The sequence below is a fragment of the Pseudomonas sp. W2I6 genome (genome assembly GCF_030815935.1).
Lineage (GTDB): Bacteria > Pseudomonadota > Gammaproteobacteria > Pseudomonadales > Pseudomonadaceae > Aquipseudomonas.
In genome coordinates this window covers 1,902,513-1,927,916 of record NZ_JAUSXJ010000001.1, presented here as the reverse complement: position 1 = coordinate 1,927,916, position 25,404 = coordinate 1,902,513, and the positions used below count along the sequence as shown (strand labels likewise).

Sequence of the window (25,404 nt, the reverse complement as noted above, 5' to 3'; positions counted from 1 at the left end):
CCCGGCTTAACTTTTATCACCAAAACCAGCCGCACTCAGTTTGACCTGCTCGATATACCGCGCCACCGCCGGCGCCTTTTCAAAGCGCCGGTAAATCAGCGACAACCAGGACGACGCCTCGCTGCCTTCAATGCTGCGGTACACGACATTCGGCAAGCTCACATGCCCCACCACCGACTCCGGCACCACCGCCACGCCCTGCCCCAGTGACACCAACGCAATCACCGCCACCAACCCACCCGGCTGCGGCCCCAGTCGCGGCGCATAACCACCCTGCGCTGCCACGTGCAGCGTGCCGCTGATCTGCTCGGGCAAGATAAACGTCTCGTTCTGCAGGTGCTCGCAACTGATTGCCTTCAACCCCAGCAGCCACGAATCCTGGGGCAACGCCAGTACAAACCCTTCACTGCTCAACCGCACCGCTTCGACTCCGTCAGGCAAGGTCATCGGCGAACGAATGTAGCCAATGTCGAAACGCCCCTCCGCCACCAGCCCCGGCAACGCCGCCATGGGACTCTCGCGCACGCTGAGGCTCACGTCCGGGCAGTCCGCGCAGAACGACTGCACCTGACGCTGCAACAACCCCGAATACACCGCCGACGCCACATAACCCAGTTCGATATGACCGATCTCGCCACGCCCGGCGCGCTGGGCATTGCGTTGGGCAAACTCGAACTGGCGCACGGTGGCCTCTGCCTCGATCAGCAAGGCCGCGCCCGCCTCGGTCAGGCTGACCTCGCGCTGGCGGCGGATAAACAAGCGCGTACCGAGGGTGGTTTCCATGTCCTGGATCTGCCGGCTCAGGGTCGGCGGCGCGATACCCAGCTGTTCGGCAGCACGGGTGAAATTGCGTTGCCGGGCAACCGCCAGGAAGTAGCGGAAATGACGTATTTCCATCACAGGATTAGCTCAAAGGTAATGAAGTTCTGTATGGCGCCTAACAAGGACGCCACCTGCCGGGGATAAGCTCGCGGTACGTTCACAGTAGAGAGGCTTTCCCATGTTCGTCAAATCATTGGTCCTGGTGCTTGCCGGTCTTTGCACCGTGCCTGCAGCGCTGGCCGCAGAAGCCCCGGCAAGCATTGCCCACAAGGCAATCCTGAGCCTGGCAGCGGCCCAGCAGATCGCCGCACACGCGCGCAAGGTCGCCGCCGACAAGGGCTGGCCCTGCGCCGTGGCCATCGTCGATGACGGTGGCTGGCCGATCCTGACGCTGCGCATGGATGGCGCTCCCGTGGTGGCCGGTATCGAGCTGGCCCAGGGCAAGGCGCGCACTTCAGCGCTCTTCAAGCGGCCGTCCGGGGACCTGGAAAACGCCATCAACAACGGCCGCCCGGCAGCCATCACCGCCGGCCTGTTGATGATGAAGGGCGCCCAGCCAATCATCCTTGAAGGCCGGGTAGTAGGCGCCATCGGCATCAGCGCAGATACTCCGGCCCACGATGACGAGATCGCCCTCGCGGCGGTGGCTTCGGTGCAGCCATGAGCAAGGTCAGCCCGCGCCTGACGCTGCTGACCGCCTCCGGGGTCTGTTCGCTGATCGTGCTCGACACCAATATCGTCGCCGTGACCCTGCCGAGCATCGCCCGGGACCTGGGGGCGAATTTTGCCGATATCGAATGGGTGGTCAGCGCTTATATGCTGGCCTTCGCCGCCCTGTTATTGCCGGCCGGAAGCATTGCCGACCGCTTTGGCCGCAAGAAGACCCTGGTCTGGGGCCTGGGTATTTTCATCCTCGCCTCCCTCGGCTGCGGTGCGGCGCCGAATGCGTTGTTCCTGGATATCGCTCGCGCCGTCAAAGGTGTCGGCGCAGCGCTGCTGCTGACCTCGGCCCTGGCCTCCATCGGCCATACCTTCCATGACGAAGTGGAACGCGCCAAGGCCTGGGCCTTCTGGGGCGCGTGCATGGGCGTGGCGATGACCGCCGCGCCGACCCTCGGCGGGTTGATTACCCAATACCTGGGCTGGCGCTGGATTTTCTATCTGAATTTGCCGGTCGGCCTGGTGCTGATGGGACTGGTGCTGCGCGCGATTCCGGAATCCCGCGATGCCCAGGCTGCAAGGCTCGACCCTTGGGGCAGCCTGAGTTTCAGTGCCAGCCTGCTGTGCCTGATCTGGGGTTTGATCGAAGCCAACCGTATCGGCTGGGACAACCCGCTGACTTACGCGCGGCTGCTGGGAGGCGCTGCGTTGCTGGGTGTTTTTGTACTCGCCGAACGCCTGCAACAGCGGCCCATGGTCGACCTGCAACTGTTCAGGCACCCGCGCTTTATCGGCGCACTGCTGGGGATGTTCGCCTACGCCGGCTGTGCCCAGGTGATGATGACGCTGCTGCCGTTCTACCTGCAAAACGGCCTGGGCTTCTCCGCGATTGCCTCCGGGCTGGGCATGTTGCCATTTGCCTTGACCATGTTGATTTGTCCGCGGATAGGCGCCCGACTGGCTAGCCGTTTTGCCCCGGCAACGATGATGGCGACGGGGCTGGCGTTGGTGGGGTGCGGCAACCTGCTGAGTGCCTGGGCGGTCAATATCGGCGGCTATCTGCCGTTCGCCCTGGCGATTGCCGTCACGGGGGCCGGCGCGGGATTGCTCAATGGCGATACGCAGAAAAACATCATGGCCTGCGTGCCACGGGACCGCGCGGGGATGGCGTCGGGCATGAGCACCACCATGCGCTTCAGCGCGATCATGTTGGCGATCGGGGTGTATGGGGCGTTGTTGAGCAGCCATAGCGAACAGTTGCTGCACACGAGCATCGACTCCCAGTGGCAGGAACAGGCGGCAGGGATTGCTTCACGGGTAGTGGCTGGCGATATGCCGGCGGCCATGGCGTTGCTGCCCGAGTCAGCACGGGACACGGTGCAGCCACTGGCGCGGCAGGCGTTCGTCGGCGGGTTCAGCGTGGTGCTGTGGGTGGCGGGGTTGTTGGGTTTGCTGGGGGCGTTGGTAGTGGGATCGTTGATGCGGCACCCCATACCGGCGGTGCCTCAGGCCTCACTACTAGCTCGGTAATGTGACCAACACAAAACCAATGTGGGAGCGGGCTTGCTCGCGAAGGCGGTGTGTCAGTCACAGATGTATTGACTGACACACCGCCTTCGCGAGCAAGTCGAATCGTCGCACCGCCGCTCCCACATTTTGATCTTCGAACGTCAGCTGGAATTGTTACCAGAAACGCTGCTGGGTCAGCCGACTCCACCAGGTCAGCAGCACCCGGTCAACCGAACCGCTGGCCGCCAGGCCCACCCGCTCTTGCAGGCTTTTACGCTCGGCATAGTGCAGGTGGAACACCTCGGCGGTCTTGGCCTTGGTCGCCAGGTATTCGTCGCTGGTTTGCAGCTGGTCCACCAGTTGCTTGTCCAGCGCCGCGACACCCAGCCAGACTTCGCCGGTGGCCACATCATCAATCGCCAGCTGCGGGCGGTAGCGCGACACGAAGTTCTTGAACAGTTGATGGGTGATGTCCAGGTCTTCCTGGAACTTCTCGCGGCCCTTCTCGGTGTTTTCGCCAAACACGGTCAGGGTGCGTTTGTATTCACCGGCGGTCAGCACTTCGAAGTCGATGTCGTGCTTCTTCAGCAGGCGGTTGACGTTGGGCAACTGCGCCACCACGCCAATCGAGCCAAGGATGGCAAACGGTGCGCTGATGATCTTCTCGCCGATGCACGCCATCATGTAGCCGCCGCTGGCCGCGACCTTGTCGATGCACACGGTCAACGGCACGCCCGCCTCGCGGATACGCGCCAGTTGCGACGACGCCAGGCCGTAGCTGTGAACCATGCCGCCGCCGCTTTCAAGGCGCAGCACCACTTCGTCCTTGGGTGTGGCCAGGCTCAGCAGTGCCGTGATTTCATGGCGCAGGCTTTCAGTGGCCGAGGCCTTGATGTCGCCGTCGAAATCCAGCACGAACACCCGTGGCTTGGCTTCTGGCTTCTTCTTGCCCTTCTTCTTTTCGGCCTTGCCTTCAGACTTGCGCAGGGCCTTGAGCTGGTCCTTGTCGAGCAGGGTCTGCTCCAGGCGCTCACGCAAACCCTTGTAGAAGTCATTGAGCTTGCTGACCTGCAACTGGCCGGCAGCTTTGCGGCGGCCTTTGCTGCGCAGTGCGGCGAAACTGATCAGCACCACCAGGATGGCGACGACCAGGGTGACGGTTTTAGCCAGGAAAGTAGCGTACTCGGCCAGAAAATCCATGTGACTCCTTACAAGTGCAGTGCGCCAGGCGCGGATTGCCCAAGCATACCGACGCCACCGCCATGGGGCCAGTGATCAAACCGCCAGCAGCGGGCCTCTAACGACCTTTTAAAACAAGCGTATGTTTTTTCATTGACAGCTTCCCGGCATCCTCATAACCTCGCCAGACTTTCAACGTACCGGGAAAACGGACGTGGGCAGCATCTACCTGATTCGACATGGCCAGGCCTCCTTCGGTGCAGACGACTACGACGTGCTGTCGCCCATCGGTGTGCAACAGGCGCAAGTGCTTGGCCGCCACCTGGCGGAACTGGGCCTGAGCTTCGACCGCTGCCTGTCAGGCGACCTGCGCCGCCAGCAGCACACCGCCAACGCCGCCTTCGAACAATACAGCGCCCTCGGCCTGCCGGTACCCACGCTGGAAATCGACAGCGCGTTCAACGAGTTCGACGCCGAGGCGATCATCCGCGCCCTGCTCCCGGACCTGCTGCACAGCGAACCCGAAGCCCTGCATATCCTGCGCAACGCCGCGCAAAACCGTGGCGAATTCCAGCGCATCTTTTCCCTGATCATCGAACGCTGGCTGGCCGGCACCTACGACCCGCCGGGCCTGGAAAGCTGGCTGGGATTTGTCGAACGTGTCCAGGGTGGCCTGCAACGCCTCCTCGAAGCCGCCGACAACCGTGACAAGATCGCCGTGTTCACCTCCGGCGGCACCATCACGGCCCTGCTCCACCTGATTACCCGAATGCCTGCTGCACAGGCCTTTGAACTGAACTGGCAAATTGTTAACACCTCGCTCAACCAGCTGAAATTCCGTGGTCGCGAGGTGGCACTGGCTTCCTTCAACAGCCATACCCACTTGCAACTGTTGAAGGCGCCGCAGCTCATCACTTTCCGATGAATTGCGGCCAACCGTGACCCCAAGGTCACTGGACTCACCATAAAAGGATCGAAACCATGACTGACGTAGCTAAAGCCGTAGAAGCAATGAAAGCCAAGTTCAACCCAGCCGCTGCCGACGGCCTGGACCTGGTGTTCGGTTTCCGTATCGACGACACCCAGAACTTCTCGCTGGTCGTGAAAAACAACACCTGCGAACTGCTGGAAGGTGAAAACCCGGACGCCCAAGTCACCCTGGTGATGGACGGCGACACCATGAAAGGCATCGTCAGCGGCGAAACCGACGGCATGCAGGCATTCATGGGCGGCAAACTGCGCACTGAAGGCGACATGATGCTGGCCATGAAATTGAGCGAGCTGTTCCCGGCCTGATCAGGGCAACCCTGGCAAGACCCGTGTGGGAGCGGGCTTGCTCGCGAAAGCGGTGTATCAGCGCAGGATTTGTTGGCTGACCCACCGCTTTCGCGAGCAAGCCCGCTCCCACATTTTGATTGTGCTGTTTTCAGGTTTTTGGCTGCAACAACAGCGCCACCAACGCACTCCACCCCGTCTGATGCGAAGCCCCCAACCCCCGCCCCGTCTCGCCATGAAAGTACTCATGAAACAACACCAGATCGCGACTGGCCGGATCCGCCTCCAACTGCGCATACCCGACCATCGACGGCCTCGAACCGTTCTCATCCCTCAGAAACAATCGCGTCAAACGCTGGCTGAGCCCATCGGCAACCTCCTCCAGCGACGCCAGATACCCACTCCCCGCCGGATACTCCACCGAGAAATTATCCGCGTAGTACCGATGAAACTCCCGCAGCGACTCAATCAGCATGTAGTTGACCGGCATCCACAAGGGCCCACGCCAGTTGGAGTTACCGCCGTACAGCCGCGAATCGGACTCCGCCGGTTCATAGCGGGCACACAGGGTATTGCCATTCATCTTCAGCGCCAGCGGTTCCTCGGCGAACGCTTTCGAGAGTGAACGCACCCCAAAGGTGGAGAGAAACTCCGACTCATCCAGCATCCGCCGCAGCAAATCCTTGGTCCGCTCCCCCCGCAACAGCGCCAGCAGCAGGCGATTACCCTGCCCCGGCTCGTTCCAGCGCGACACCAGCTTGGCCAGGTCCGGCCGATGCTTCATAAAACCCAGCAATCGCTCGCGCAACCCCTCCAGCCCTTCATGCTCGCGCTGCTCCAGCACCAGCACCGCAAACAGCGGCATCAGGCCGACGATGGAGCGCAGGCGCACCGGTTCGCTTTCACCGCCAGGCCGATGCAGCACGTCATAGAAAAACTGGTCCTGCTCATCCCACAAGCCTTCGGCGCCATTGTCGACGCGGTTGATCGCCCCGGCGATGTACAGGAAGTGCTCAAAGAACTTCACCGCGATATCCACATACACCACGTTGCGTTTGGCCAATTCCAGGCCGATACGCATCAGGTCCAGCGCGTACGCCGCAACCCACGCTGTGCCGTCCGCCTGGTCCAACTGATAACCCGGCGGCAAATCAGCCGAGCGATCAAACAGCGCAATGTTGTCCAGCCCGAGAAACCCGCCCTGGAACAGGTTGCGGCCCTCGGCGTCCTTGCGGTTAACCCACCACGAGAAATTCAGCAGCAGCTTGTGGAAGATCCGCTCGAGGAAATCCATGTCGCCCACGCCATTCAGCGCCTTGTCCTGCTGATACACCCGCCAACTGGCCCAGGCATGCACCGGCGGGTTGGCGTCGTCGAAACGCCACTCGTAGGCCGGCAACTGACCGTTGGGGTGCATGAAGCGGTCTTTCACCAACAGCAACAGTTGCTGCTTGGCATAACCGGGGTCGATCAGGGCAACGGCCACCGCCTGGAACCCCTGGTCCCAGGAGGCATACCACGGATATTCCCAAGTGTCGGGCATCGAGAGAATGTCGAAATTCGACAAGTGCCGCCAATGGGTATTGCGGATATGCAAACGCTCGGGCGGCGGCGCGGGCTGGGCCGGGTCGCCGTCGAGCCATTGATTCACGTCGAAGTAGTACAGCTGTTTGGACCACAGCAACCCGGCCAGGGCCTGGCGCTGCACATTGCGTGCGTCTTCATCGGCGATGCCCTGTTGCAGCGCCGCATAGAAATCATCGGTCTCCTGACGGCGTTCTTCGAACAGCTTGCGCGCATTGATCCACGGCGCCTCCACCGGGGCGAAGCGCAGGTACAGGGTTTTGCTTTCCTGGCCCGCCAGCTCGAGGATGAAACGCGCAGCCACCTTGGTACCCGCATCCCGGCGAATCGCTGCTTGCGCCCCCGTGGTCACATAGTCGTTGATCCCGTCCTTGAACGGCCCCGGCGCCGGTTGCCCGTCCAGCCTGGGGTAGTTGGTTTCGTTCTCGCAGAACAGCCATTCCACCCCGTCCTGGCCCCAGGCACTGAGGTGGCGATCGAACAGCTCATGGTGCCGCGCCACCACCTGTTCGCCCTCCAGGCGCAACTCGGGCCTGGGGGCATCGTGGGTCCAACTCCAGTCGTTGCGCGCCCACAGGTGCGGCAACACCTGCAGGCGTGTGGATTGGTCCGAACGGTTGTGCACGGTAATGCGCATGAACACATCATCGGGCTGGTGCTTGGCGTATTCGACGGTGACATCGCAATAGCGGTTGTCTTCGAAAACCCCGGTATCAAGGATTTCGTATTCGGCATCTCCAAGGCCACGGCGGGCGTTCTCGGTGATCAGGTCGTCGTAGGGAAAGGCCGCGTGGGGATATTTGTAGAGCATGCGCATGTAGGCATGGCTCGGCACGCCATCGACGAAAAAATACAGTTCCTTGACGTCTTCGCCGTGGTTGCCCTCGGCGTTGTTCAGGCCGAACAGGCGCTCCTTGATGATCGCGTCGCGCTCGTTCCACAGCGCCAGGCCCAGGCACCAGCGCTGGGCCTTGTCGCTGAAGCCCGCCAGGCCATCCTCGCCCCAGCGGTAGGCGCGGCTGCGGGCATGTTCGTGGGGGAAGTAGCGCCAGGCATCGCCGTCGGCGCTGTAGTCTTCGCGCACCGTGCCCCATTGCCGCTCGCTCAGGTAGGGGCCCCAGTCACGCCAGCGCTCGCCGTCAGGCTTGGCCAGGCGCTGGCCTTCAATCGTTTCCAGAATGTTCGTCGCAGGCTGTGCCGTCATCGAGTCTTCCGTCGCGTTCAGAGGTGACGGCCAGTGTAGAGCCCTTCGACGGTGAGATGCACGTGAAGCTGGCGTCATCCAGCTCATTCATTTGCAGAATGAAGTCCAGAGGAATCTTCGTTTGCAAGGCGCCGACGGGCCCAACAAAATCAGGCATCCGTGCTTTTCCTCTCTATAGCCGCCAGGAATTTTTCTATGCCCGCCGCCCGCCCAGTCAGCCCTGACGAGATTCGCAAAGGCTTCTCCAAGGCCATGTCTGACATGTACCGCGATGAAGTGCCGCTGTATGGCGCACTGATGGAACTGGTGGCCGAGACCAATTCCCGGGTGCTGGAAACCGACACCGCGCTGGCTCATCAACTGCAACGCACCGGGGAAATCCAGCGCCTGGACAGGGAGCGCCACGGCGCCATCCGCCTGGGCACCGCTGAAGAACTGGCGACCATCAGCCGCCTGTTTGCGGTGATGGGCATGCAGCCGGTGGGCTATTACGACCTCACGCCTGCCGGGGTGCCGGTGCATTCCACCGCCTTTCGCGCCGTGCATGAAAGCGCCCTGCAAACCAGCCCCTTCCGGGTGTTCACTTCGCTGCTGCGCCTGGAGCTGATCGAAAACCCGGAACTGCGGGCCTTCGCCCAGTCAGCCCTGGCCAAGCGCTCGATCTTCACCCCACGCGCCCTTGAGTTGATCCAACAAGCCGAAGCCGACGGCGGCCTCGACGCCGCCCATGCCGAAGAGTTTATCCAGCAAGCCCTGGAAACCTTCCGCTGGCACCACACCGCCACCGTCACGGCCGCGCAATACCAGCAACTGAGCGACCAGCACCGGCTGATCGCCGACGTGGTCGCCTTCAAGGGCCCGCACATCAACCACCTGACACCGCGCACCCTGGACATTGACCAGGTGCAGGCCGCAATGCCCGGCAAAGGCATCACCCCCAAGGCGGTGATCGAGGGTCCGCCGCGCCGCCAGTGTCCGATTTTGCTGCGCCAGACCAGCTTCAAGGCCCTGGATGAAGCCATTGCCTTTACCGATGCCAAGGGCAGCCACAGCGCGCGCTTCGGCGAGATCGAACAACGCGGCGTGGCGCTGACCCCCAAGGGCCGTGCGCTGTATGACCAACTGCTGAATGCCGCACGGGATGAATTGGGCGCGTTTCCGAATGAGGCCAATGCCGGGCGCTACACCGAATTGATGGAGCAGCACTTCCAGGCGTTTCCCGATAATCACCAGCAGATGCGTGAGCAGGAGCTGGCGTACTTCCGCTACTTCGTGACCGAGAAAGGCTTGGCCGCCCAGGACAAGTTTAAAACCCTGGACGAACTGATCGCCGCCGGCCACGTGGACGTGGAGCCGTTGGTGTACGAAGATTTTCTGCCGGTGAGTGCGGCGGGGATTTTCCAGTCGAATTTGGGGGATGCGGCGCAGAGTCACTACGCGGCCAACTCCAACCAGGCCGAGTTTGAAAAGGCCCTGGGCCGCCAGACTATCGACGAGTTGAAGTTGTACGGTGAAACCCAGCAGCGCTCGATTGACGAATGCACCCGCGCGCTGCTGGCTTGAAAGAGAGAGTTCGCCCGGCCACAGCGCATTCCATGCGCCGTCTAAGAGCCCCAGTGCCGGGCGAACGGTTGGCATGATAGGCAGCGACGGGGTCGCTGTCTTTCAGGCAATTCTGAACAAATATTTTACTTGGCCGCGGCTTTCTCCAACTGCTCGACGATCTTGTCTTTGATCAACAGGCGTTTCTTCTTCAATTTCTCCAGCTCCTCGTCACCGCCACTTGCGGACTCAAGCTCCAGCACCTCCTTGTCGGCGCTGTCATATTGGTGGAGCAGCGAATCCAGGTAATTGTCGCCCGCCCTGCGCTGTTGAATGTCTTCCCTGGTGAAAGTCAGGTCCTGATACAGGTCGTGTTTCACTGGCATGGAGTACCTCCGCAAGTTGATCATTGACTGAATGCCCCTTGAAGCTAGCCCATCCGGCGGGCTCTTGTCATGTTTGAGATCAACCTGTCGCGTTTGCGTCCCCGTTCGTCGCGGGGCAGACGATTTCATAAAACCTTTGGCGCACGCTGCCCTCCACTGTAGATCGTCACCCGATGGAGAACAGGTTCCATGAATCACGCTGCCAACGCTGTCGACACCCAGTGCATCAACACCATTCGTACCCTCGCCATGGACGCTGTGCAAAAGGCCAACTCCGGCCACCCCGGCACGCCCATGGGCCTGGCGCCCGTCGGTTACACCTTGTGGAGCCGCTTCCTGCGTTATCACCCCGAGCACCCCGACTGGCCTAACCGTGACCGTTTTGTATTGTCCGTGGGCCACGCCTCGATGCTGTTGTATTCGCTGCTGCACCTGGCCGGCGTGGTGGAGATTGATGCCCACGGCAAGCGCTCCGGCCAACCGGCCATCAGCCTGGACGACATCAAGCAGTTCCGGCAGATGAGCTCCAAAACTCCCGGCCACCCCGAATACCGCATGACCACCGGCGTAGAAACCACCACCGGCCCACTCGGCCAGGGGTGCGCCAACAGCGTCGGCATGGCCATGGCCGAGCGTTGGCTGGCCAAGCGTTTCAACCGTGACGACCAGATGCTGTTCGACTACAACGTCTACACCCTGTGCGGCGACGGCGACATGATGGAAGGCATCAGCAGCGAAGCCGCGTCCATCGCCGGGCACTTGAAGCTGGAGAACCTGTGCTGGATCTACGACAACAACACCATCAGCATTGAAGGCCACACTGAACTGGCCTTCAGCGAAGACGTGATCAAGCGCTTCCAGGCCTATGGCTGGCACACCTTGCACGTCACCGATGCGAACAACCTGCTGGCTTTGAGCGACGCGCTTAGCACCTTCCAGAAAAACACTGGGGCACCGACGCTGATCGTGGTCGACAGCGTGATTGGCTATGGCTCGCCCCACAAGCACAACACCGCGTCGGCCCATGGCGAGCCTTTGGGCGATGAAGAAATCCGCCTGACCAAAGCCGCGTACGGCTGGCCCGAAGACTCAAGCTTCCTGGTGCCGGATGAAGCGCGCACGGTCCTGCGGGATGCACTGCTCAAGCGCAGCAAGCCGCTGTATGAGCAATGGACTGAGACCCTGTCCCACCTCGAACAGTACGAACCGGAACTGGCCGATGAACTGCGCCGCATGCGTGCCGGCGAGATGCCCGAGCATTGGCAGGAGCAACTGCCGAGCTTTGCCACTGATGCCAAAGGCGTCGCCAGCCGTGCCGCCGGTGGCGAGGTGTTGAATGCGTTTGCCAAGCAGATCCCATGGCTGCTGGGGGGTTCGGCCGACTTGTCGCCGTCCACCAAGACCAACCTGACGTTCGACGACGCCGGGCGCTTCAGCGCCGAGAACTACGGCGGGCGCAACCTGCACTTCGGCATTCGTGAACATGCCATGGGCGCGATTGCCAACGGCATGGCGCTGTCATACCTGCGGACCTACACCTCGACCTTCCTGGTGTTCAGCGACTACATGAAACCGCCGATTCGTCTCGCGGCGATCATGGAACTGCCGGTGGTGTTCGTGTTTACCCATGACTCGATTGGTGTCGGCGAAGACGGCCCCACTCACCAGCCCATCGAACACCTGACCCAGTTGCGGGCGACGCCGGGGTTGCTGACCCTGCGCCCGGGCGACGCGAATGAAACCCTGGAAGCCTGGAAGATCGCCCTGGCCCAGACCCATCGGCCAACCTGCGTGGTGCTGTCGCGGCAGAACCTGCCGACCCTGGACCGCACGAAATACGCAGCGGCGTCGGGCACTTCCCGTGGCGCGTATGTGCTGGCCGGCGCCGAGAAGCCTCAGGTGATCCTGATGGCCACCGGCAGTGAAGTCAGCCTGGCGATAGACGCCTATGAGCAACTGAAGGCCGAGGGCGTGGCGGCGCAAGTGGTGTCGATGCCGAGCTGGGAACTGTTCGAAGAACAGGACCAGGCCTACCGCGACAGCGTGCTGCCACCCGCAGTGAAGGCACGACTGGTGGTGGAACAGGCCGGCCCGTTGGGTTGGGACCGCTACGTGGGGCAAACCGGGGCCAAGGTGGTGATGAACAGCTTTGGCGCCTCGGCACCGCTGTCCAAGTTGCAGGCCAAGTTCGGCTTTACCCTGGACAATGTGGTGAAGCTGGCGAAGGAGCAAGTCAGGCTCAACAGCTGACCCAGTGCATGCCTGCCGGGCGCGGCCTACCGAGGGAAACCTCGGTAGGCCACGCCCTGCTGCTCATTTCCCGCCGGTGACATCCAGGAACGTACCGGTGATGAAGGACGCCTCGGCGCCTGCCAGCCACAGGATCGCCCGAGCCACTTCTTCAGGCTGGCCGCCGCGGCCCATGGGAATCGAATCCTTTACGCGATCAACCCGCCCTGGCTCCCCGCCACTGGCGTGAATGTCGGTGTAGATATGCCCGGGGCGGATGCAGTTGACGCGTATTCCCTCCCTGGCCACTTCCTTGGCAAACCCGATGGTGAAGGTCTCGAGAGCACCCTTTGATGCGGCGTAGTCGACATATTCGTTGGGGCTGCCCAGCCGGGCGGATGCCGACGAGATATTGATCACGGCACCACCCCGCCCCTGGTGACGAAACGACATGCGCTTCACCGCTTGCTGGGCACACAGCATCGGCCCGATCGCGTTGACCGCGAAAATCCGCTGCATCCGCTCGAACGGCAAGTCTTCGACCCGGGACTGCAATGCGTTGATCCCGGCGTTGTTAACCAGCACATCGATGCGCCCGAACGCCCGATCTACCGCCGCAAATAACTGGACGACCTGCTCCGGGTCTGCGCTGTCCGCGCGTACAGCCAACGCCCGGCGCCCTGCCGCTTCTACATCCGCCACCACCGCGAGGGCGGCAGACTCATCGGAAACGAAGCTGATCGCCACGTCATAACCTTGTGCGGCGGCCAGCCGCGCGGTGGCGGCGCCAACGCCACGACTTCCACCTGTTATCAGAATCAGCGGTGCCTGCGGGACGGTATCCATTGCGCGAACCTTCATGTGGTGGTGGAAAATGCTTTGCCTGCTGTCAGCCGATCAGGATGGTGCCCGTGGCAATCACCACGCACGCCAGCACCTTGCGGACCGTCAGTGTCTCGCCCAGGAAGAAATAGCCGATCAGTGCCGCAAACAGCACGCTGGTCTCGCGCAAGGCCGAGACCGCGCCCATGGGCGCACCGGCCATGGCATAGATAATGATTCCGTAGGCCAGGAGCGACACCAGCCCACCGGCGAAGGCCGTGAAAAACCCGGGCCGCAGGCTGAACAGACTTTTCGGGCCCCGCAGGCCGATATACACCGCCGGCATCAACACGCCCCACAAGGCGCACATCCACACCGTGTAGGCCATCGGCGCACCCGACAGGCGCGCGCCGATGCCGTCTGTCACGCTGTAGGCGGCAATGAAACAGCCGGTGCCCAGGGCGTATGGCAGGCTGGGAACGGCGAGCCGGCGCCCCCTGAACGCCAGGGAAATGATGCCGCCCGACACCAGGGCAATGCCCAGAAGCGAGCTGGCCGAGACACTCTCCCCGGCAAACACGGCGGCACCCAGGGTGATCAGCACCGGCGAGGAGCCCCGTGAAATCGGATAGGTCTGCCCCAGGTCTCCGACTTTGTAGCTACGCACCAGGAACAGGTTGTAGCCCACGTGCAGCACCGCTGACAGCACCACATAAAACCAGCTGGCTGGCGCCGGAGGGTCCAGGAACACCGCAACGCCGCCACTGGCGATAGCGACCGCCAGGCACATCACCGTCATCGACCAGAGCCGGTCGGCGCCGCCACGCAGCAGCGCATTCCAACTGGCGTGCAGTAAGGCGGCGAAGAGGACCAGGAGAATAATGGGATAAGGCATGCGCCCATCCTAAGCAAACCGGCGCCTTAACTGAAGCGAAGTCTGCTCATTGAAGAATGAGCAAATCCTCATGCTTTATTCGTAAGCCAGTCCGGCGTTTACGGCTTCCTGCATCAGCCAATCACGAAAGCTGACGATATGCGGCTGGGACTCGATGCCTTTGGGGCAGACAAAGTAATAAGCGACCGGTGACGGGAACGGCACATCGAACAGCCTCACCAGGCTGCCATCGCTCAGCTCTGACTCCACATGCCCACTGCGCGCCAATGCAATGCCCTGGCCGAGCAAAGCCGCCTCGATCGTCATGTTGGTGTCCGCAAACCTGACACTTTCCTTGAGCGGCGCAATCGCGAGCCCGACGTGCTGGAACCATACTTCCCACTTCGGCACCAGGTCGGCGCCGTCGCGCATCAGCAAGGGATAGCGCAGCAGTTCGGCGGGTGTGTGTGGCCGGCCAAAGCGCTTCAACAGATCGGGACTGGCCACCGGAAAAATCTGCTCGCGGAACAGGAACTCCGAATACAGCGCCGGGTAATTCCCGTTGCCCAGGCGGATTGCAACATCAGCCTCCGCACTGGAGAAGTTGATGATCTTGTCGCTGGAGTCCAGGGTGACCAATATTTCAGGGTGCCGTTGGGCCAGGCTCGGCAATCGGGGCAGCAGCCATTTCAGCGCGAAGGAATAGGTGGTACTGACCTTGAGCCGGACCCTGCCCTTTTGCTCGCGCAGGTCCGCGAGTGTCGCCTCAAGGTTCATGAAAAACTCGCGCACGATCGGCGCAAGGGCTGCTCCGGCAGGCGTCAGGCTGAGTGACTTGCCCCGCTGGAACAACTGCAACCCCCAGAGTTCTTCAAGGTGTTTGAGCTGATGGCTGACGGCACTCTGGGTGACATGCAACTCTTCTGAAGCCGAAGTGAAGGTTGCGTGGCGTGTGGCAACCTCAAAGGCGCGCAATGTCGAGGTGGGTGGCAGGTCTCTCATGGCATTGCTTCACCGTTTATGAATAGATGCTCATGATAGAACATCTATCCATTGCGCTGTAGGCCGCCCCTCAACCCAGCTGGAACCGCGCCGTGTTGTCGCTCAACGCCCGGCTGCCCTTGCTCAACATATCCGCCGCCTGGTTCACCGCCCGCGCGCCGTCGAGCAAGCGCCCGGCGGCCTGGTCAACCTGCTGGATATTGCCGCTCACTTCATCCGCCGTCGCTGCCTGTTCCTCAACCGCCGTGGCGATCTGCGCCAGGGTGTCAGTGACGCTCTGCACCGCGCTGGCGATCTCCCCCAGGCGATGGCCCAGGCCCGTGACGGACTCGGCATCGGTCACCGCCTGCTCACAGGCCACGCCCATCAGGGTGACCGCCTGGCTCACCGTCGCGCGCAAACTGTCGACCGTGCCGGCGATCTGCGCCGTGGAAGCCTGGGTCCGTTGCGACAGGCTGCGCACTTCATCGGCTACCACCGCAAAACCCCGCCCCTGTTCACCGGCCCGCGCAGCCTCGATGGCAGCATTCAGCGCCAGCAGGTTGGTCTGCTCGGCGATACCCCGAATGGTGTCAACCACCGACTGGATCTGCTGGCCCTGCTGGCTGACGCGCTCCAATGCATCGGAGGTGTCGGTCAAGCGCTGGTTGAGTTGCTGGATACTCGCGGTGGTGCGCTGGCTGTCGCGGCTGCTGTCTTCGGCAATCTGCCGGGTTTTCTGCGCGCTGCCGGAGGCCTGCTCGCAGCTCTTGGCGACGCCCATGGAGGTCGCGGCCAACTGTGTGGCGGCCGCTGCAATCTGGCTGATCTGCTGTTGCTGGTCTTCCACTTCGGTCAGCGTGCTGCCCGATTGCGAATTGAGTGTCAGCACCGCAGAGCCCAACTGCTGCGTCTCGTGATTGACCCCCAGCAGGCTGGTGCGCAACTGCACCACCGCCACGTTGAGCGCCGTGCTGATGGCCGCCAGTTCATCGCGCCCTTCCACCGCCACTTCAACGCACAGATTACCGTCGCGCAGGGATTCGGCCAGGGTGGTGATGCCGCTGGCACTGCGGCGAATCGATGCCTGCAAGCACACGAACAGGTACAGGGCTGCCAGCGCCAGCACGCTGAACGTGACCGCCACCGGGATGAATTGCTTGAGCGAGCTGTCGCGGTAGTAACCCAGGCGCGCGTCCAGCGAGGTCAGCGACTGTTTACGCAACGCGCCGAGGGCGCCAAGCATGCCATCCACACTGCGTTCGAAGCCGGTGGTATCGAGCTTGATGGTGCCGCCGAACACGCCTTCGTCCAGGGTCTTCAGCTCGTTGTCCAGCAATTGCAAGCTGTCGTCGTATGGCGCGATCCAGGTTTGCAGCCCCGGGTATTGCTTGGCCTTGAGGGATGCGGCGGCCTTGACCAACTGGTCCCTTGCGTCGCCGATGCGACCGCGCAAATCACGCATCTGCAAACGGCTTTGCAGGGTGAACTGCCCCGATGCGATGGATGACTGCCCGACGCTCGCCATACGCCCGATACGCTCGATCAGGTCGGGGGTTTGCTGGGTCGAAATCTGCATCAGCAAATAGGTTTCAAGCCACGGATCGAGGATCAACCCGGTGTCCATGGTGATCTGTTCGCGCAGGGTTTGCATCGCGCTCAGCGCAGACGTGAAACGGTCATAACCATCCGGCCACCAGCCCACGGTGCGCAGGGATTGGGAATCCATGCCCGTGACCGAGGCTTGCAATGCCTCAAAACGTGCAAGGGTATCCGGGCGGGCGTTCTGGGCTTTGAGGGCCTCGCCCAGGGCCTGCACGCTTTGCAGGATCAGCGGGAAATTGGTATCGACCGCAGTCATGGCCGCCTTGGCCGCGGGTGTCTGGTCGTGGAGGATGTCGGCAGCTTTCCAGCGCGCCGCCAGGTTGCGCTGGGCGGTCAGTTGGGCGTCCAGGGCATCCAGCGCTAACAGTTCGCGTACCCCGGATTGCTCATTGGAAATCACCGTCAGCTTGGTGCGGTACTCCTGCGCGATCATCCACAGGCTGCCCGCCAGGGGCAGCATGAACAGGAAAAACAGGATCTGGAACTTGCGCGCGAATCCAAAACGTCCGAGCAGGCGGATACCTGGCGACAACACACTTTGCATGTCCGACTACTCCTAGAACCACTCGCCTGTGCGGCGAATCAAGCTTTGAAATGATTGACGGCAAAATGCCATGTCATTGATTAAGCTGGCTCTAGCAAGAAACGGACCGCTGTTGTCGGGCCCGCTGGATAGGCGGGACGTCGTGCAAAACACGCTGTGCCGTGCGCGAAAATGGGGCGAAAGCACTCAGCGCAGGTGGCAGAACGGTAACCGTCTGACCAATACCGCAAGCGTGAGGGCGGCCGACAACCTGTGGCGAGGGAGCTTGCTCCCGCTGGGCTGCGAAGCGGCCCCAAAACAGGCACTGGTAGTCCGTCAGGTCGATATCGATTGCAGGGTTCAGGGCTGCTTTGCAGCCCAGCGGGAGCAAGCTCCCTCGCCACAGGGTGAGTGCTTGCTGAATCAGGAGTGCCAATGGACGGCGCGCGCGGAATTTCGGCGGAGAGCGGGATTTACTTTCTGGGTTTGCCGAACCTGGTGAACCTTTTGCTGTGGGGAAATTGATGCAGCTCGGACTCACATGGCAGACGTTGGCGACGGGTCCTCACAAAACGTGTTGAGAGGGTGCTTCGGGTCGACGCTCTTCGGAATGTACGTTCCAGAAAGGCATCGGAAACAAACTGCCGCGTAGCGTCCTGGCCTATGCGAAATCCCAGCCTCAGCTTTTGCTCGTTCAACTCACCCTCACCGAGGGTAATTTGCTTGTGGATCATGGCAGCACACGCACAGCTTGTTGCCATCAGTATCTCGAAAATACGCGCCGTAATAATCGGGGTGGTAGTGAGGCCTTAATCCAGGCTCTCCTTCACATATCCCGCCGAGCGCCAACGCCGCTCTATAACTTCTTCTAACCGCTTCCCGACTGGGCGCAAGTAGCCCCACCATCTGCCCATTCCCGGGTGCACTGGGGTTGCCATCAAATGGCGCCCCAATGACGAAGATCGGACGAGGTGCGGTTTCAGCCACCCAACCGGCCCACGGTTTATCCGCATCGCAAAATTTCAACCTGAGGCCCAACTCAGCCATCACCTTCGAATAGAAAGCAAAAGCCCGATCAAAATCACCTGTACCTAAAAACACATGGGAAATCATGGTGGCTACCTTGGGGCGATGAATGCCCATGAGTCTGGCGCGAAATGATTGCTGGCGAAAGCCTGATGACTCCGTCCGGCATATGTACGGCTCCCCTCCCCTCATACGCTCATAAAAACCACAAATCCCAACAATACGCAGGGTGCCGCCCGGCATTTCGTCAACCCATAATGGGCTTACAACAATAAAGGGGCTCACCCCGGGGCGCGTAAGCCATGTACAGAGACCATATCGTCAAGACCCGCATGACGGACAGCGCGGTATTCATGGGCGCGGTGGCCGTGGTGATTTTCATCATCACGCTCGCCTGCGGCGTCGGTGAAGGCCGCCTCTCCCACTTGATGGGCCCCATCGTTCTCGACCTGAAGGCACCACTGGCACGAGATATTGCAGTGGGCGGCACGTTCACCCTGACGGTGGTGCTGAACCTGTTCATCCTTGGCCGCTTTCCCTTGCGCGCGCAGATCATCACGGTCTGGTGCGAGTTGCTGGTGCTGTTCCTGTTGTTCTTCGACACCTTCAACCTTTCCTACAGTTTCATCGCGACCAAAATCGGCTTCATGATCACCCAGGGGGTGTTCACCACCGTCTACGTGTCGGCGATTTCGATTGCGATTGCGTTCGTCCTGGCGCTGCTGGGCGCCACCGCGCGCTTGTCTTCCAACGGCTTCGCGATTGCGATTGCGAGCTTCTATACCTCGTTTTTCCGCGGTGTTCCGCTGCTGATCCAGATCTATCTGATTTACCTGGGCATCCCTCAACTGGGCTATGTCGTCGGAGCGGTTCCAGCCGGGATCCTGGCGCTCTCGCTGTGTTATGGCGCCTACATGACGGAGATCTTCCGCGCCGGTATCAGCAGCATCTCGCGGGGCCAGTGGGAAGCCTCGCGGGCGATTGGCCTGAACCCGTTCCAGACGATGACCCGGGTGATTCTCCCGCAGTCCATGCGCCTGATCATTCCGCCAACGGGCAACCAGTTCATCTCGATGCTCAAGGACAGTTCGCTGGTGTCGGTGATCGGCGTCTGGGAGCTGATGTTCCTGGCACGAACCCAGGGACGCGCCGAGTTCCGGCACCTGGAAATGCTGATCACCGCCGCCGTGCTGTATTGGCTGCTGTCGATCGTGCTGGAAACCGTCCAGGCCCGCTTGGAAAAGCACTTCAACCGCGCCCATCGCTGAACCAGGAGCATGACGATGAATCAGCCCTCGATAGTCCCTGCTCCATACCCTGCAATATCGATCCAGGACATGCATAAATGGTATGGCGATTTTTATGTGCTCAAGGGCATCGACCTGCACATTGCCAGCGGTGAAATCGTTGTGGTCTGCGGGCCGTCGGGCTCCGGCAAGTCCACGTTGATTCGCTGCCTGAACCTGCTGGAAGACTTCCAGAAAGGCCACGTGTTCATCGAGGGCACCGAGTTGACCCGTGATGCCGCCTGCGTGGCGGGCATACGGCGCCAGGTCGGGATGGTGTTCCAGCAGTTCAACCTGTTCCCGCACATGACGGTGCTGGAGAACCTCATGGTGGGACCGCGCCTGGTGAGCAAGCTCAGCGAGCCCCAGGCCCGCGAACTGGCCTATGAATACCTGGACCGGGTGCGCATCGGGAACCAGGCCGACAAATACCCCAGCCAGCTCTCGGGCGGCCAGCAGCAGCGCGTCGCCATTGCCCGGGCCTTGTGCATGCGCCCGCGCATCATGCTGTTCGACGAGCCCACGTCGGCCCTTGACCCCGAGATGGTCAAGGAAGTGCTGGACGTGATGGGCGAACTGGCCCAGGACGGCATCACCATGGTCTGCGTCACCCACGAGATGGGATTCGCCCGGCGGGTGGCCGACCGGATCATCTTCATGGACCAGGGCTGCATCATCGAGCAAGCCAAACCCACCGAGTTTTTTGACAACCCGCAGCACGAGCGTGCCCGGGAATTCCTGTCGCAGATTCTCAGCCACTGAGCAGCACCGTCGAACCTTGCGAAGTCACCGATAAAAACAACAGGCACCGCACTCAAGATACTGGAGGCTTACCCATGATCTCGTTCACTCGCTTCTTCACCGCAGCCGCTGTCGCCACCGCCCTCACCAGCCTCACAGGCGCGGCCTGGGCGGGCTCGACCCTCGACCGCATCCATGAAACCAAGGTGATCAAGGTGGCCACGTCGGCCAACTGGCCACCGCAATCGTTCCTGGGCCCGGACAATAAGCTGCAAGGCTTCGATATCGACGTCGCCAGCGAAATCGGCAAACGCCTGGGCAGCAAAGTCGACTTCGTGACGCCCGAATACGGGATCATCACCGCCGGGCGCTGGTCGAGCCGCTGGGACCTGTCGGTCGGCTCCATGACCCCGACCACCGAGCGCACCCGGGTGCTCGACTTCCCCGCGATCTACTACTACACCCCGTATGTATTCGCGGTGCACAAGGACGCGGCCGAGACCAAAGTGGCGGACCTGAACGGCAAGATCATCGGCGTCGAAGCCGGTACGACTTCGGAGGACTATATCAACCGCCGCCTGAAGATCGACGCCGCCGATGTGCCGCCGTTCACTTACGAAGTCACCCCCGGCGAGGTTCGCACGTACGGCGACAGCATGGGCCCGCTGGATGACCTGCGCATGGGGGACGGGGTGCGCCTGAACGCAACCCTGTCCGCCCTGCCCACCATCGTCGCCGCCGTCAAGAATGGCTACCCCATCGTCAGGGTGGAAGGCAAACCCGCCTACTACGAACCCCTGGCCATCGCCGTGGACAAGGGCGATGAAGCGTTCAACAGCGCGCTGACCAAGATCGTCGCCGACATGAAAGCCGACGGCACGCTCAAGCAATTGTCAGAGAAATGGTACGGCGCCGACCTCACCCAGGTGCAGTAAAAACCCCCACAGGCCGTACAGGCGCCCCGTCCTCGACGCGGCGCGCTGTATGCCTGCGCCGCGAAAAAAGGACGACCGACTTCATGTACACCTATAACAACAATTACTACACCGCCACGATGCGCGACACGACTGAACGCCAGGCGCTGTGTGGCAACGCCCGGGCCGATGTGTGCGTGATCGGCGCCGGGCTGGCGGGGCTGAGCACGGCGTGGGAGCTGGTCTCCCGCGGGCAGTCGGTGGTGCTGCTGGATGCCGGTCGCGTGGCCTGGGGAGCGTCGGGGCGCAACGGTGGCTTCGTGCTCCAGGGCTGGTCCGAAGGGTTGGCCGCCATTGAGCGACGCTGCGGCAAACCGACGGCCGCCGCGCTGTTCAAACTGTCGCTTGAAGGCGTCGAGATTGTTCGGGGCATGATCGCCGGTCATCAGTTGCCCGGCTGCACGCCAACCCCGGGAAAACTGAGTGTTGTGCGCTACGAGGATGGCGACAACCTGCAGCGTGTGCGGGACAAAATGGCCGCGGATTTCGACTTTCACCTCGACTACCTGGATCGCCAGGCGGTGCGCGAAAAGCTCAAGACCGAGCGGTATTTCCAGGCGCTGCGCGACAACCATGGCTTTCACTTTCACCCCTTGAACTATTGCCTCGGCCTGGCCCGACTGATCGAGCAAAGTGGTGGCAAAATCCATGAACGCTCGCCCATGACCGCCGTCGAAAGCCGCAACGGGCGACACCGGGTCATCACCGATCAGGGCACTGTCGATTGTGCCCACGTGGTGTACTGCTGCGGCGGCTATGGGGGGCCTGAGTTCGGCAAATTACGCCGCGCCTTCCTGCCCATCGCGACCTATGCAGTGCTGACCGAGCACCTGGGCGATCGCCTGGCCGAGGCGGTCTGTACCTCCGATGCCGTGGGCGATAACCGCCGGGCCTCGGACTATTACCGCATCGTCGAGGGCGACCGCCTGCTCTGGGGCGGCCGCATTACCACGCGCAACCTGCAGGATGAGAAACGCCTGGGGCAATTGCTGACGCAGGATATCCTCGACGTTTATCCGCAATTGCGCGGCATCAGGATCGACAAGGCCTGGTCCGGGTTGATGGGTTATGCGCGGCACAAGATGCCGCACATTGGCCCGCTGGGGCAGGGATTGTGGGCGTGTACATCATTTGGTGGCCATGGTATGAACACCGCGCCGATCGGCGCACGCGTCATCGCCGAGGCGATCTGCGGCGAAACCGATCGCTACCGCCTGTTCGATGCCTACGGCCTGGAATGGAATGGCGGCCCCCTGGGCCCGGCGGCCGCACAAACGGTTTACGCCGGCCTGAAAATGATGGATATGTTTCAGGAAAAGCGCTCGCAACACAGGGCGACTCATAAAAACTGAACCCCAGCGAGGGTCAAGGACGTGTCCATGGATACGCAGAATCCCGGTCCATTGTTTAACCTCACCGACAAGGACAGGCAATTGCTTGGCCTGCTGCAAGCCAACGCACGCGAACCCACCGCGTCATTGGCCCGCAAGCTCGGGGTCTCGCGCTCTGCGGTGCAGGAGCGGATTACCCGCCTGGAAAAGGCCGGCGTCATCACCGGCTACAGCGTGCGCATCGACCAGGACCGGCTTCAGCAGACGGTGACCTGCTTTACCATGACCTCCTGCACCAACAAGAGCTACACCGATGTGATGACCTCGCTGCGCAGGATGGAAGCGGTGCAGGCCGTTTACGCGGTCTCGGGGGAGTCCGATTTCATCATTCACCTGGCCACCGCCACCCTGAGCGAACTCAATGCCGAGCTCATCAGGATCAACATGATCAAAGGGGTGGCGCACACCGCTTCGCATATCGTGATGGAAACCAAGTTCAGCCGGAAACTGATGGTGTGAAGTGCTGCCGGCCGTGGGAAACCGCGCGTCTCACGCTCCCCCCTCGGCTGCCATAGCGACTCAGCCACCTGACAAGTCATTCCTTGCAAAATAATTCGCCTCAACGCAATATTAAAAGCAATTGCTTGGTTAATTACCTCAAGCCTGACGCTTATGCCCTTCGCCGGCTTCCATACCGCGAACGCATTACAAGGAATCGTTGATGCAAACCCAAGACAGCAGTTGGGGCGAGTTGCTTAGCGGCAAGAACGCCACGCGCTCCATTGCCCTTTCAGGCGGCATCGCGCTGTATGCCACCAACACCTACATCGCCACCACCATCCTGCCGTCGGTGGTGGCCGAAATCGGCGGCCTGGCGCTTTATGCGTGGAGCACCACACTGTACGTGGTGGCCTCGATCCTCGGTTCCGCCCTCACCTCCAAGCTGTTGCAACGCACCGGTCCACGGCTGGCGTATGCGCTGGCCACACTGGTGTTCATGGTAGGCGTGCTGATCTGTGCCATGGCGCCGAACATGCCGGTGATGCTCGCGGGGCGCTCCATCCAGGGGCTGGGCGGCGGGGTCTTGCTGGCCCTGTGTTACTCGATGATCCAACTGGTGTTCGAAGAGCGCCTGTGGCCGCGCGCAATGGCACTGGTGTCGGGGATGTGGGGCGTGGCGACGCTCGTCGGGCCGGCGGTGGGTGGCGTGTTTGCCGAGATGGACGCATGGCGCCTAGCCTTCGGCTCGATGGTGCCGGTGAGCCTGGCGTACATGGTACTCACCAGCCGCGCCCTGCCCCCGCGCGACACCACGGCGACCGCCACCGCCCGTTTGCCGGTGCCGCAACTGGTGCTGCTGGCGGGCGCGGTGCTGGCAGTGTGTGCCGGCAGCGTCTCGGCGCTGCCGAGCTGGAACCTGTTGGGTATCGCCACCTGCGTCGTGCTGGTGGTGCTGTTGATCCGCAAGGAGTCCAGCGCCACCGTGCGTCTTTTGCCCCGGGATGCATTGAAGTTCAGCACCCCGCTCTGCGCGCTTTATGCGACCACCTGTCTGTTGGTGATCGGCATGAGCAGCGAGATCTTCATGCCGTACTTTCTGCAGCACTTGCATGGCCAGTCGCCGCTGATCGCCGGTTACATGGCCGCGCTGATGGCGGCCGGCTGGACGGTCTCGGAAATCATCAGCTCCGGCTGGACCGGCCGCGGCCCACATCGCGCCATCATCGCGGGGCCGCTGTTTATCGTGGCGGGCTTGATGATGCTGGCGATCACTACGCCCATCGCCAGCCAGGGCGAATGGACATTGCTGGCCCCTATCTGCCTGGGGCTGTTCCTGGTGGGGTTCGGCATCGGCCTGGGTTGGCCGCACCTGCTGACGCGCATCCTGCAAGTGGCTTCGGAACAGGACAAGGACACGGCCGCTTCGTCGATCACCACCCTGCAACTGTTCGCCATGGCCATGGGCGCGGCGCTGGCGGGGGTGATCTCGAACATGGCGGGCATCAATGAAGTGGCGGGCAATGGCGGCATCGCCCATGCCGCGCGCTGGCTGTTCGCGCTGTTTACCCTGGCACCCGTGTTGGCGCTGTTGATGGCGCTGCGGGCAACGCGGACGAAGCCGATCGAAGGCGCGCCCCTCGACCTTGGAATCGTCCAACCTGCCCCCATAACTAGCGAGGTATCCAACAAGGGGAAGCACAGACCATGACCAACCCGACCGAAACCGCCCTGCTCGCCGGCGGCTGCTTCTGGGGCATGCAAGACCTGCTGCGCCGCTACCCCGGCGTGCTGCACACGCGGGTCGGCTACACCGGCGGCGATGTGCCGAATGCCACGTATCGCAACCACGGCAACCATGCCGAAGCCATCGAGATCGTCTTCGACCCGACGGTGATCACTTACCGGCAGATCCTCGAGTTCTTTTTCCAGATCCACGACCCCAGCACGCCCAACCGCCAGGGCAACGACCTGGGCCCCAGCTACCGTTCGGCGATTTATTACCTGAGCGAACAGCAACGCGACATCGCTGAAGACACCGCCGCCGACGTCGACGCCTCAAAGCTGTGGCCGGGCCGTGTCGTCACCGAGATCGAACCGGCGGGGCCGTTCTGGGAGGCGGAGCCGGAGCATCAGGATTACCTGGAGCGGATTCCGAATGGCTATACCTGCCACTTCATCCGACCCAACTGGAAACTGCCGAAACGCGGTTGAAAATGTGGGAGCGGGCTTGCTCGCGAAGGCGGTGTGTCAGTCAGCAAGTTCTTCACTGACCCACCGCCTTCGCGAGCAAGCCCGCTCCCACATAAAGCAGTTCCTACACAAAGCGCCTCCCTCACAAGGCGCATTTCCC

General features: G+C 61.9%; 23 protein-coding genes. 13 read left to right on the top strand and 10 right to left on the bottom strand.

Annotation, left to right across the window (positions count from 1 at the left end):
• Window positions 1–6: 6 nt before the first annotated feature.
• A complete protein-coding gene (locus tag QF039_RS09120) occupies window positions 7–897 on the bottom strand; it encodes a LysR family transcriptional regulator (protein ID WP_307517584.1) in 891 nt (296 codons plus the stop codon).
• A gap of 103 nt (window positions 898–1,000) precedes the next feature.
• Between QF039_RS09120 and QF039_RS09115 the strand changes: the two genes are divergently transcribed.
• Both QF039_RS09115 and QF039_RS09110 read left to right on the top strand, forming a co-directional pair.
• The gene (locus tag QF039_RS09115) at window positions 1,001–1,486 is read left to right on the top strand and encodes a heme-binding protein (protein WP_307517582.1); all 486 of its coding nucleotides are present in this window, start codon (window positions 1,001–1,003) and stop codon (window positions 1,484–1,486) included.
• Entirely contained in the window at window positions 1,483–3,012 is a 1,530-nt protein-coding gene (locus QF039_RS09110; protein WP_307517580.1) for an MFS transporter, read from the top strand. The genes QF039_RS09115 and QF039_RS09110 overlap by 4 nt, the downstream gene beginning before the upstream one ends.
• Window positions 3,013–3,165: 153 nt before the next feature.
• On the opposite strand, the gene sohB is transcribed toward QF039_RS09110, so the two are convergent.
• Window positions 3,166–4,191, bottom strand: a complete 1,026-nt coding sequence (gene sohB / locus QF039_RS09105) for a protease SohB (RefSeq protein WP_008434663.1) — start codon at window positions 4,189–4,191, stop codon at window positions 3,166–3,168.
• A gap of 193 nt (window positions 4,192–4,384) precedes the next feature.
• Here sohB and QF039_RS09100 point away from each other — a divergent pair, with 193 nt between their 5' ends.
• The gene (locus tag QF039_RS09100) at window positions 4,385–5,095 is read left to right on the top strand and encodes a histidine phosphatase family protein (protein WP_307517576.1); all 711 of its coding nucleotides are present in this window, start codon (window positions 4,385–4,387) and stop codon (window positions 5,093–5,095) included.
• A gap of 56 nt (window positions 5,096–5,151) precedes the next feature.
• Window positions 5,152–5,466, top strand: a complete 315-nt coding sequence (locus QF039_RS09095; RefSeq protein ID WP_087694874.1) for an SCP2 sterol-binding domain-containing protein — start codon at window positions 5,152–5,154, stop codon at window positions 5,464–5,466.
• Window positions 5,467–5,596: 130 nt separating this feature from the next.
• Here the strand turns inward: QF039_RS09095 and QF039_RS09090 are convergent, their stop codons facing one another.
• Together QF039_RS09090 and QF039_RS09085 are read right to left on the bottom strand one after the other, a co-directional pair.
• Window positions 5,597–8,233, bottom strand: a complete 2,637-nt coding sequence (locus tag QF039_RS09090) for a glucosidase (protein WP_307517573.1) — start codon at window positions 8,231–8,233, stop codon at window positions 5,597–5,599.
• The gene (locus QF039_RS09085; RefSeq protein WP_307517570.1) at window positions 8,193–8,390 is read right to left on the bottom strand and encodes a hypothetical protein; all 198 of its coding nucleotides are present in this window, start codon (window positions 8,388–8,390) and stop codon (window positions 8,193–8,195) included. Before QF039_RS09085 ends, QF039_RS09090 begins: the two co-directional genes overlap by 41 nt.
• A 38-nt stretch (window positions 8,391–8,428) precedes the next feature.
• Between QF039_RS09085 and QF039_RS09080 the strand changes: the two genes are divergently transcribed.
• Window positions 8,429–9,796 carry a VOC family protein gene (locus tag QF039_RS09080; protein ID WP_307517568.1) on the top strand — a complete coding sequence of 456 codons (1,368 nt, stop codon included), beginning with the start codon at window positions 8,429–8,431 and terminating at the stop codon, window positions 9,794–9,796.
• A 125-nt stretch (window positions 9,797–9,921) separates the two neighbouring features.
• Here QF039_RS09080 and QF039_RS09075 read toward each other — a convergent pair whose 3' ends face one another.
• Window positions 9,922–10,161 carry a DUF465 domain-containing protein gene (locus QF039_RS09075; RefSeq protein ID WP_177044948.1) on the bottom strand — a complete coding sequence of 80 codons (240 nt, stop codon included), beginning with the start codon at window positions 10,159–10,161 and terminating at the stop codon, window positions 9,922–9,924.
• Window positions 10,162–10,350: 189 nt separating this feature from the next.
• On the opposite strand from QF039_RS09075, the gene tkt reads away from it, so the two are divergent.
• Window positions 10,351–12,411 carry a transketolase gene (tkt, locus tag QF039_RS09070; protein ID WP_307517564.1) on the top strand — a complete coding sequence of 687 codons (2,061 nt, stop codon included), beginning with the start codon at window positions 10,351–10,353 and terminating at the stop codon, window positions 12,409–12,411.
• A gap of 63 nt (window positions 12,412–12,474) precedes the next feature.
• Here the strand turns inward: tkt and QF039_RS09065 are convergent, their stop codons facing one another.
• The 5 genes from QF039_RS09065 to QF039_RS09040 all read right to left on the bottom strand — a co-directional run bounded on the left by QF039_RS09065 (window position 12,475) and on the right by QF039_RS09040 (window position 18,308).
• The gene (locus tag QF039_RS09065) at window positions 12,475–13,236 is read right to left on the bottom strand and encodes an SDR family oxidoreductase (RefSeq protein WP_307517562.1); all 762 of its coding nucleotides are present in this window, start codon (window positions 13,234–13,236) and stop codon (window positions 12,475–12,477) included.
• A gap of 43 nt (window positions 13,237–13,279) precedes the next feature.
• Window positions 13,280–14,107: a DMT family transporter gene (locus QF039_RS09060; protein WP_008434678.1), complete on the bottom strand. Its 828-nt coding sequence runs from the start codon at window positions 14,105–14,107 to the stop codon at window positions 13,280–13,282.
• A gap of 75 nt (window positions 14,108–14,182) precedes the next feature.
• Complete coding sequence (gene gcvA, locus QF039_RS09055) at window positions 14,183–15,088, bottom strand: transcriptional regulator GcvA (RefSeq protein ID WP_087693730.1); 906 nt, start codon at window positions 15,086–15,088, stop codon at window positions 14,183–14,185.
• Between the two features lie 70 nt (window positions 15,089–15,158).
• Window positions 15,159–17,216, bottom strand: a complete 2,058-nt coding sequence (locus QF039_RS09050) for a methyl-accepting chemotaxis protein (RefSeq protein ID WP_307517558.1) — start codon at window positions 17,214–17,216, stop codon at window positions 15,159–15,161.
• Between the two features lie 684 nt (window positions 17,217–17,900).
• A complete protein-coding gene (locus tag QF039_RS09040) occupies window positions 17,901–18,308 on the bottom strand; it encodes a VOC family protein (protein ID WP_307517556.1) in 408 nt (135 codons plus the stop codon).
• Window positions 18,309–18,523: 215 nt separating this feature from the next.
• On the opposite strand from QF039_RS09040, the gene QF039_RS09035 reads away from it, so the two are divergent.
• The 7 genes from QF039_RS09035 (at window position 18,524) to msrA (ending at window position 25,265) form a co-directional block, all read left to right on the top strand.
• Window positions 18,524–19,489 carry an amino acid ABC transporter permease gene (locus QF039_RS09035; protein ID WP_008434702.1) on the top strand — a complete coding sequence of 322 codons (966 nt, stop codon included), beginning with the start codon at window positions 18,524–18,526 and terminating at the stop codon, window positions 19,487–19,489.
• A gap of 15 nt (window positions 19,490–19,504) precedes the next feature.
• On the top strand, window positions 19,505–20,269 hold the full coding sequence (locus QF039_RS09030) for an amino acid ABC transporter ATP-binding protein (RefSeq protein WP_023658742.1): 765 nt from the start codon (window positions 19,505–19,507) through the stop codon (window positions 20,267–20,269).
• Window positions 20,270–20,343: 74 nt separating this feature from the next.
• Complete coding sequence (locus QF039_RS09025) at window positions 20,344–21,183, top strand: transporter substrate-binding domain-containing protein (RefSeq protein ID WP_003215621.1); 840 nt, start codon at window positions 20,344–20,346, stop codon at window positions 21,181–21,183.
• Between the two features lie 83 nt (window positions 21,184–21,266).
• Entirely contained in the window at window positions 21,267–22,574 is a 1,308-nt protein-coding gene (locus QF039_RS09020) for an FAD-binding oxidoreductase (protein WP_178903695.1), read from the top strand.
• 27 nt (window positions 22,575–22,601) lie between these two features.
• Window positions 22,602–23,072, top strand: coding sequence for an Lrp/AsnC family transcriptional regulator (locus tag QF039_RS09015; RefSeq protein ID WP_003215617.1), 471 nt, complete (start codon window positions 22,602–22,604; stop codon window positions 23,070–23,072).
• 202 nt (window positions 23,073–23,274) lie between these two features.
• Window positions 23,275–24,762, top strand: coding sequence for an MFS transporter (locus QF039_RS09010; protein ID WP_177122691.1), 1,488 nt, complete (start codon window positions 23,275–23,277; stop codon window positions 24,760–24,762).
• Complete coding sequence (msrA, locus tag QF039_RS09005; protein ID WP_003215613.1) at window positions 24,759–25,265, top strand: peptide-methionine (S)-S-oxide reductase MsrA; 507 nt, start codon at window positions 24,759–24,761, stop codon at window positions 25,263–25,265. The genes QF039_RS09010 and msrA overlap by 4 nt, the downstream gene beginning before the upstream one ends.
• Window positions 25,266–25,404: the final 139 nt, after the last annotated feature.

Excerpts from the sequence above, each read along its gene's own strand:
- QF039_RS09050 (WP_307517558.1), bottom strand. The coding sequence starts at position 17,216 with ATGCAAAGTGTGTTGTCGCCAGGTATCCGCCTGCTCGGACGTTTTGGA.
- QF039_RS09010 (WP_177122691.1), top strand. The coding sequence starts at position 23,275 with ATGCAAACCCAAGACAGCAGTTGGGGCGAGTTGCTTAGCGGCAAGAAC.
- QF039_RS09020 (WP_178903695.1), top strand. The coding sequence starts at position 21,267 with ATGTACACCTATAACAACAATTACTACACCGCCACGATGCGCGACACG.
- QF039_RS09120 (WP_307517584.1), bottom strand. The coding sequence starts at position 897 with ATGGAAATACGTCATTTCCGCTACTTCCTGGCGGTTGCCCGGCAACGC.
- QF039_RS09095 (WP_087694874.1), top strand. The coding sequence starts at position 5,152 with ATGACTGACGTAGCTAAAGCCGTAGAAGCAATGAAAGCCAAGTTCAAC.
- QF039_RS09040 (WP_307517556.1), bottom strand. The coding sequence starts at position 18,308 with ATGATTTCCCATGTGTTTTTAGGTACAGGTGATTTTGATCGGGCTTTT.
- QF039_RS09075 (WP_177044948.1), bottom strand. The coding sequence starts at position 10,161 with ATGCCAGTGAAACACGACCTGTATCAGGACCTGACTTTCACCAGGGAA.
- QF039_RS09030 (WP_023658742.1), top strand. The coding sequence starts at position 19,505 with ATGAATCAGCCCTCGATAGTCCCTGCTCCATACCCTGCAATATCGATC.
- gcvA (WP_087693730.1), bottom strand. The coding sequence starts at position 15,088 with ATGAGAGACCTGCCACCCACCTCGACATTGCGCGCCTTTGAGGTTGCC.
- QF039_RS09085 (WP_307517570.1), bottom strand. The coding sequence starts at position 8,390 with ATGCCTGATTTTGTTGGGCCCGTCGGCGCCTTGCAAACGAAGATTCCT.
- QF039_RS09090 (WP_307517573.1), bottom strand. The coding sequence starts at position 8,233 with ATGACGGCACAGCCTGCGACGAACATTCTGGAAACGATTGAAGGCCAG.
- QF039_RS09065 (WP_307517562.1), bottom strand. The coding sequence starts at position 13,236 with ATGGATACCGTCCCGCAGGCACCGCTGATTCTGATAACAGGTGGAAGT.
- QF039_RS09015 (WP_003215617.1), top strand. The coding sequence starts at position 22,602 with ATGGATACGCAGAATCCCGGTCCATTGTTTAACCTCACCGACAAGGAC.
- QF039_RS09025 (WP_003215621.1), top strand. The coding sequence starts at position 20,344 with ATGATCTCGTTCACTCGCTTCTTCACCGCAGCCGCTGTCGCCACCGCC.
- QF039_RS09060 (WP_008434678.1), bottom strand. The coding sequence starts at position 14,107 with ATGCCTTATCCCATTATTCTCCTGGTCCTCTTCGCCGCCTTACTGCAC.
- QF039_RS09035 (WP_008434702.1), top strand. The coding sequence starts at position 18,524 with ATGTACAGAGACCATATCGTCAAGACCCGCATGACGGACAGCGCGGTA.
- sohB (WP_008434663.1), bottom strand. The coding sequence starts at position 4,191 with ATGGATTTTCTGGCCGAGTACGCTACTTTCCTGGCTAAAACCGTCACC.
- QF039_RS09080 (WP_307517568.1), top strand. The coding sequence starts at position 8,429 with ATGCCCGCCGCCCGCCCAGTCAGCCCTGACGAGATTCGCAAAGGCTTC.
- QF039_RS09110 (WP_307517580.1), top strand. The coding sequence starts at position 1,483 with ATGAGCAAGGTCAGCCCGCGCCTGACGCTGCTGACCGCCTCCGGGGTC.
- msrA (WP_003215613.1), top strand. The coding sequence starts at position 24,759 with ATGACCAACCCGACCGAAACCGCCCTGCTCGCCGGCGGCTGCTTCTGG.
- tkt (WP_307517564.1), top strand. The coding sequence starts at position 10,351 with ATGAATCACGCTGCCAACGCTGTCGACACCCAGTGCATCAACACCATT.
- QF039_RS09115 (WP_307517582.1), top strand. The coding sequence starts at position 1,001 with ATGTTCGTCAAATCATTGGTCCTGGTGCTTGCCGGTCTTTGCACCGTG.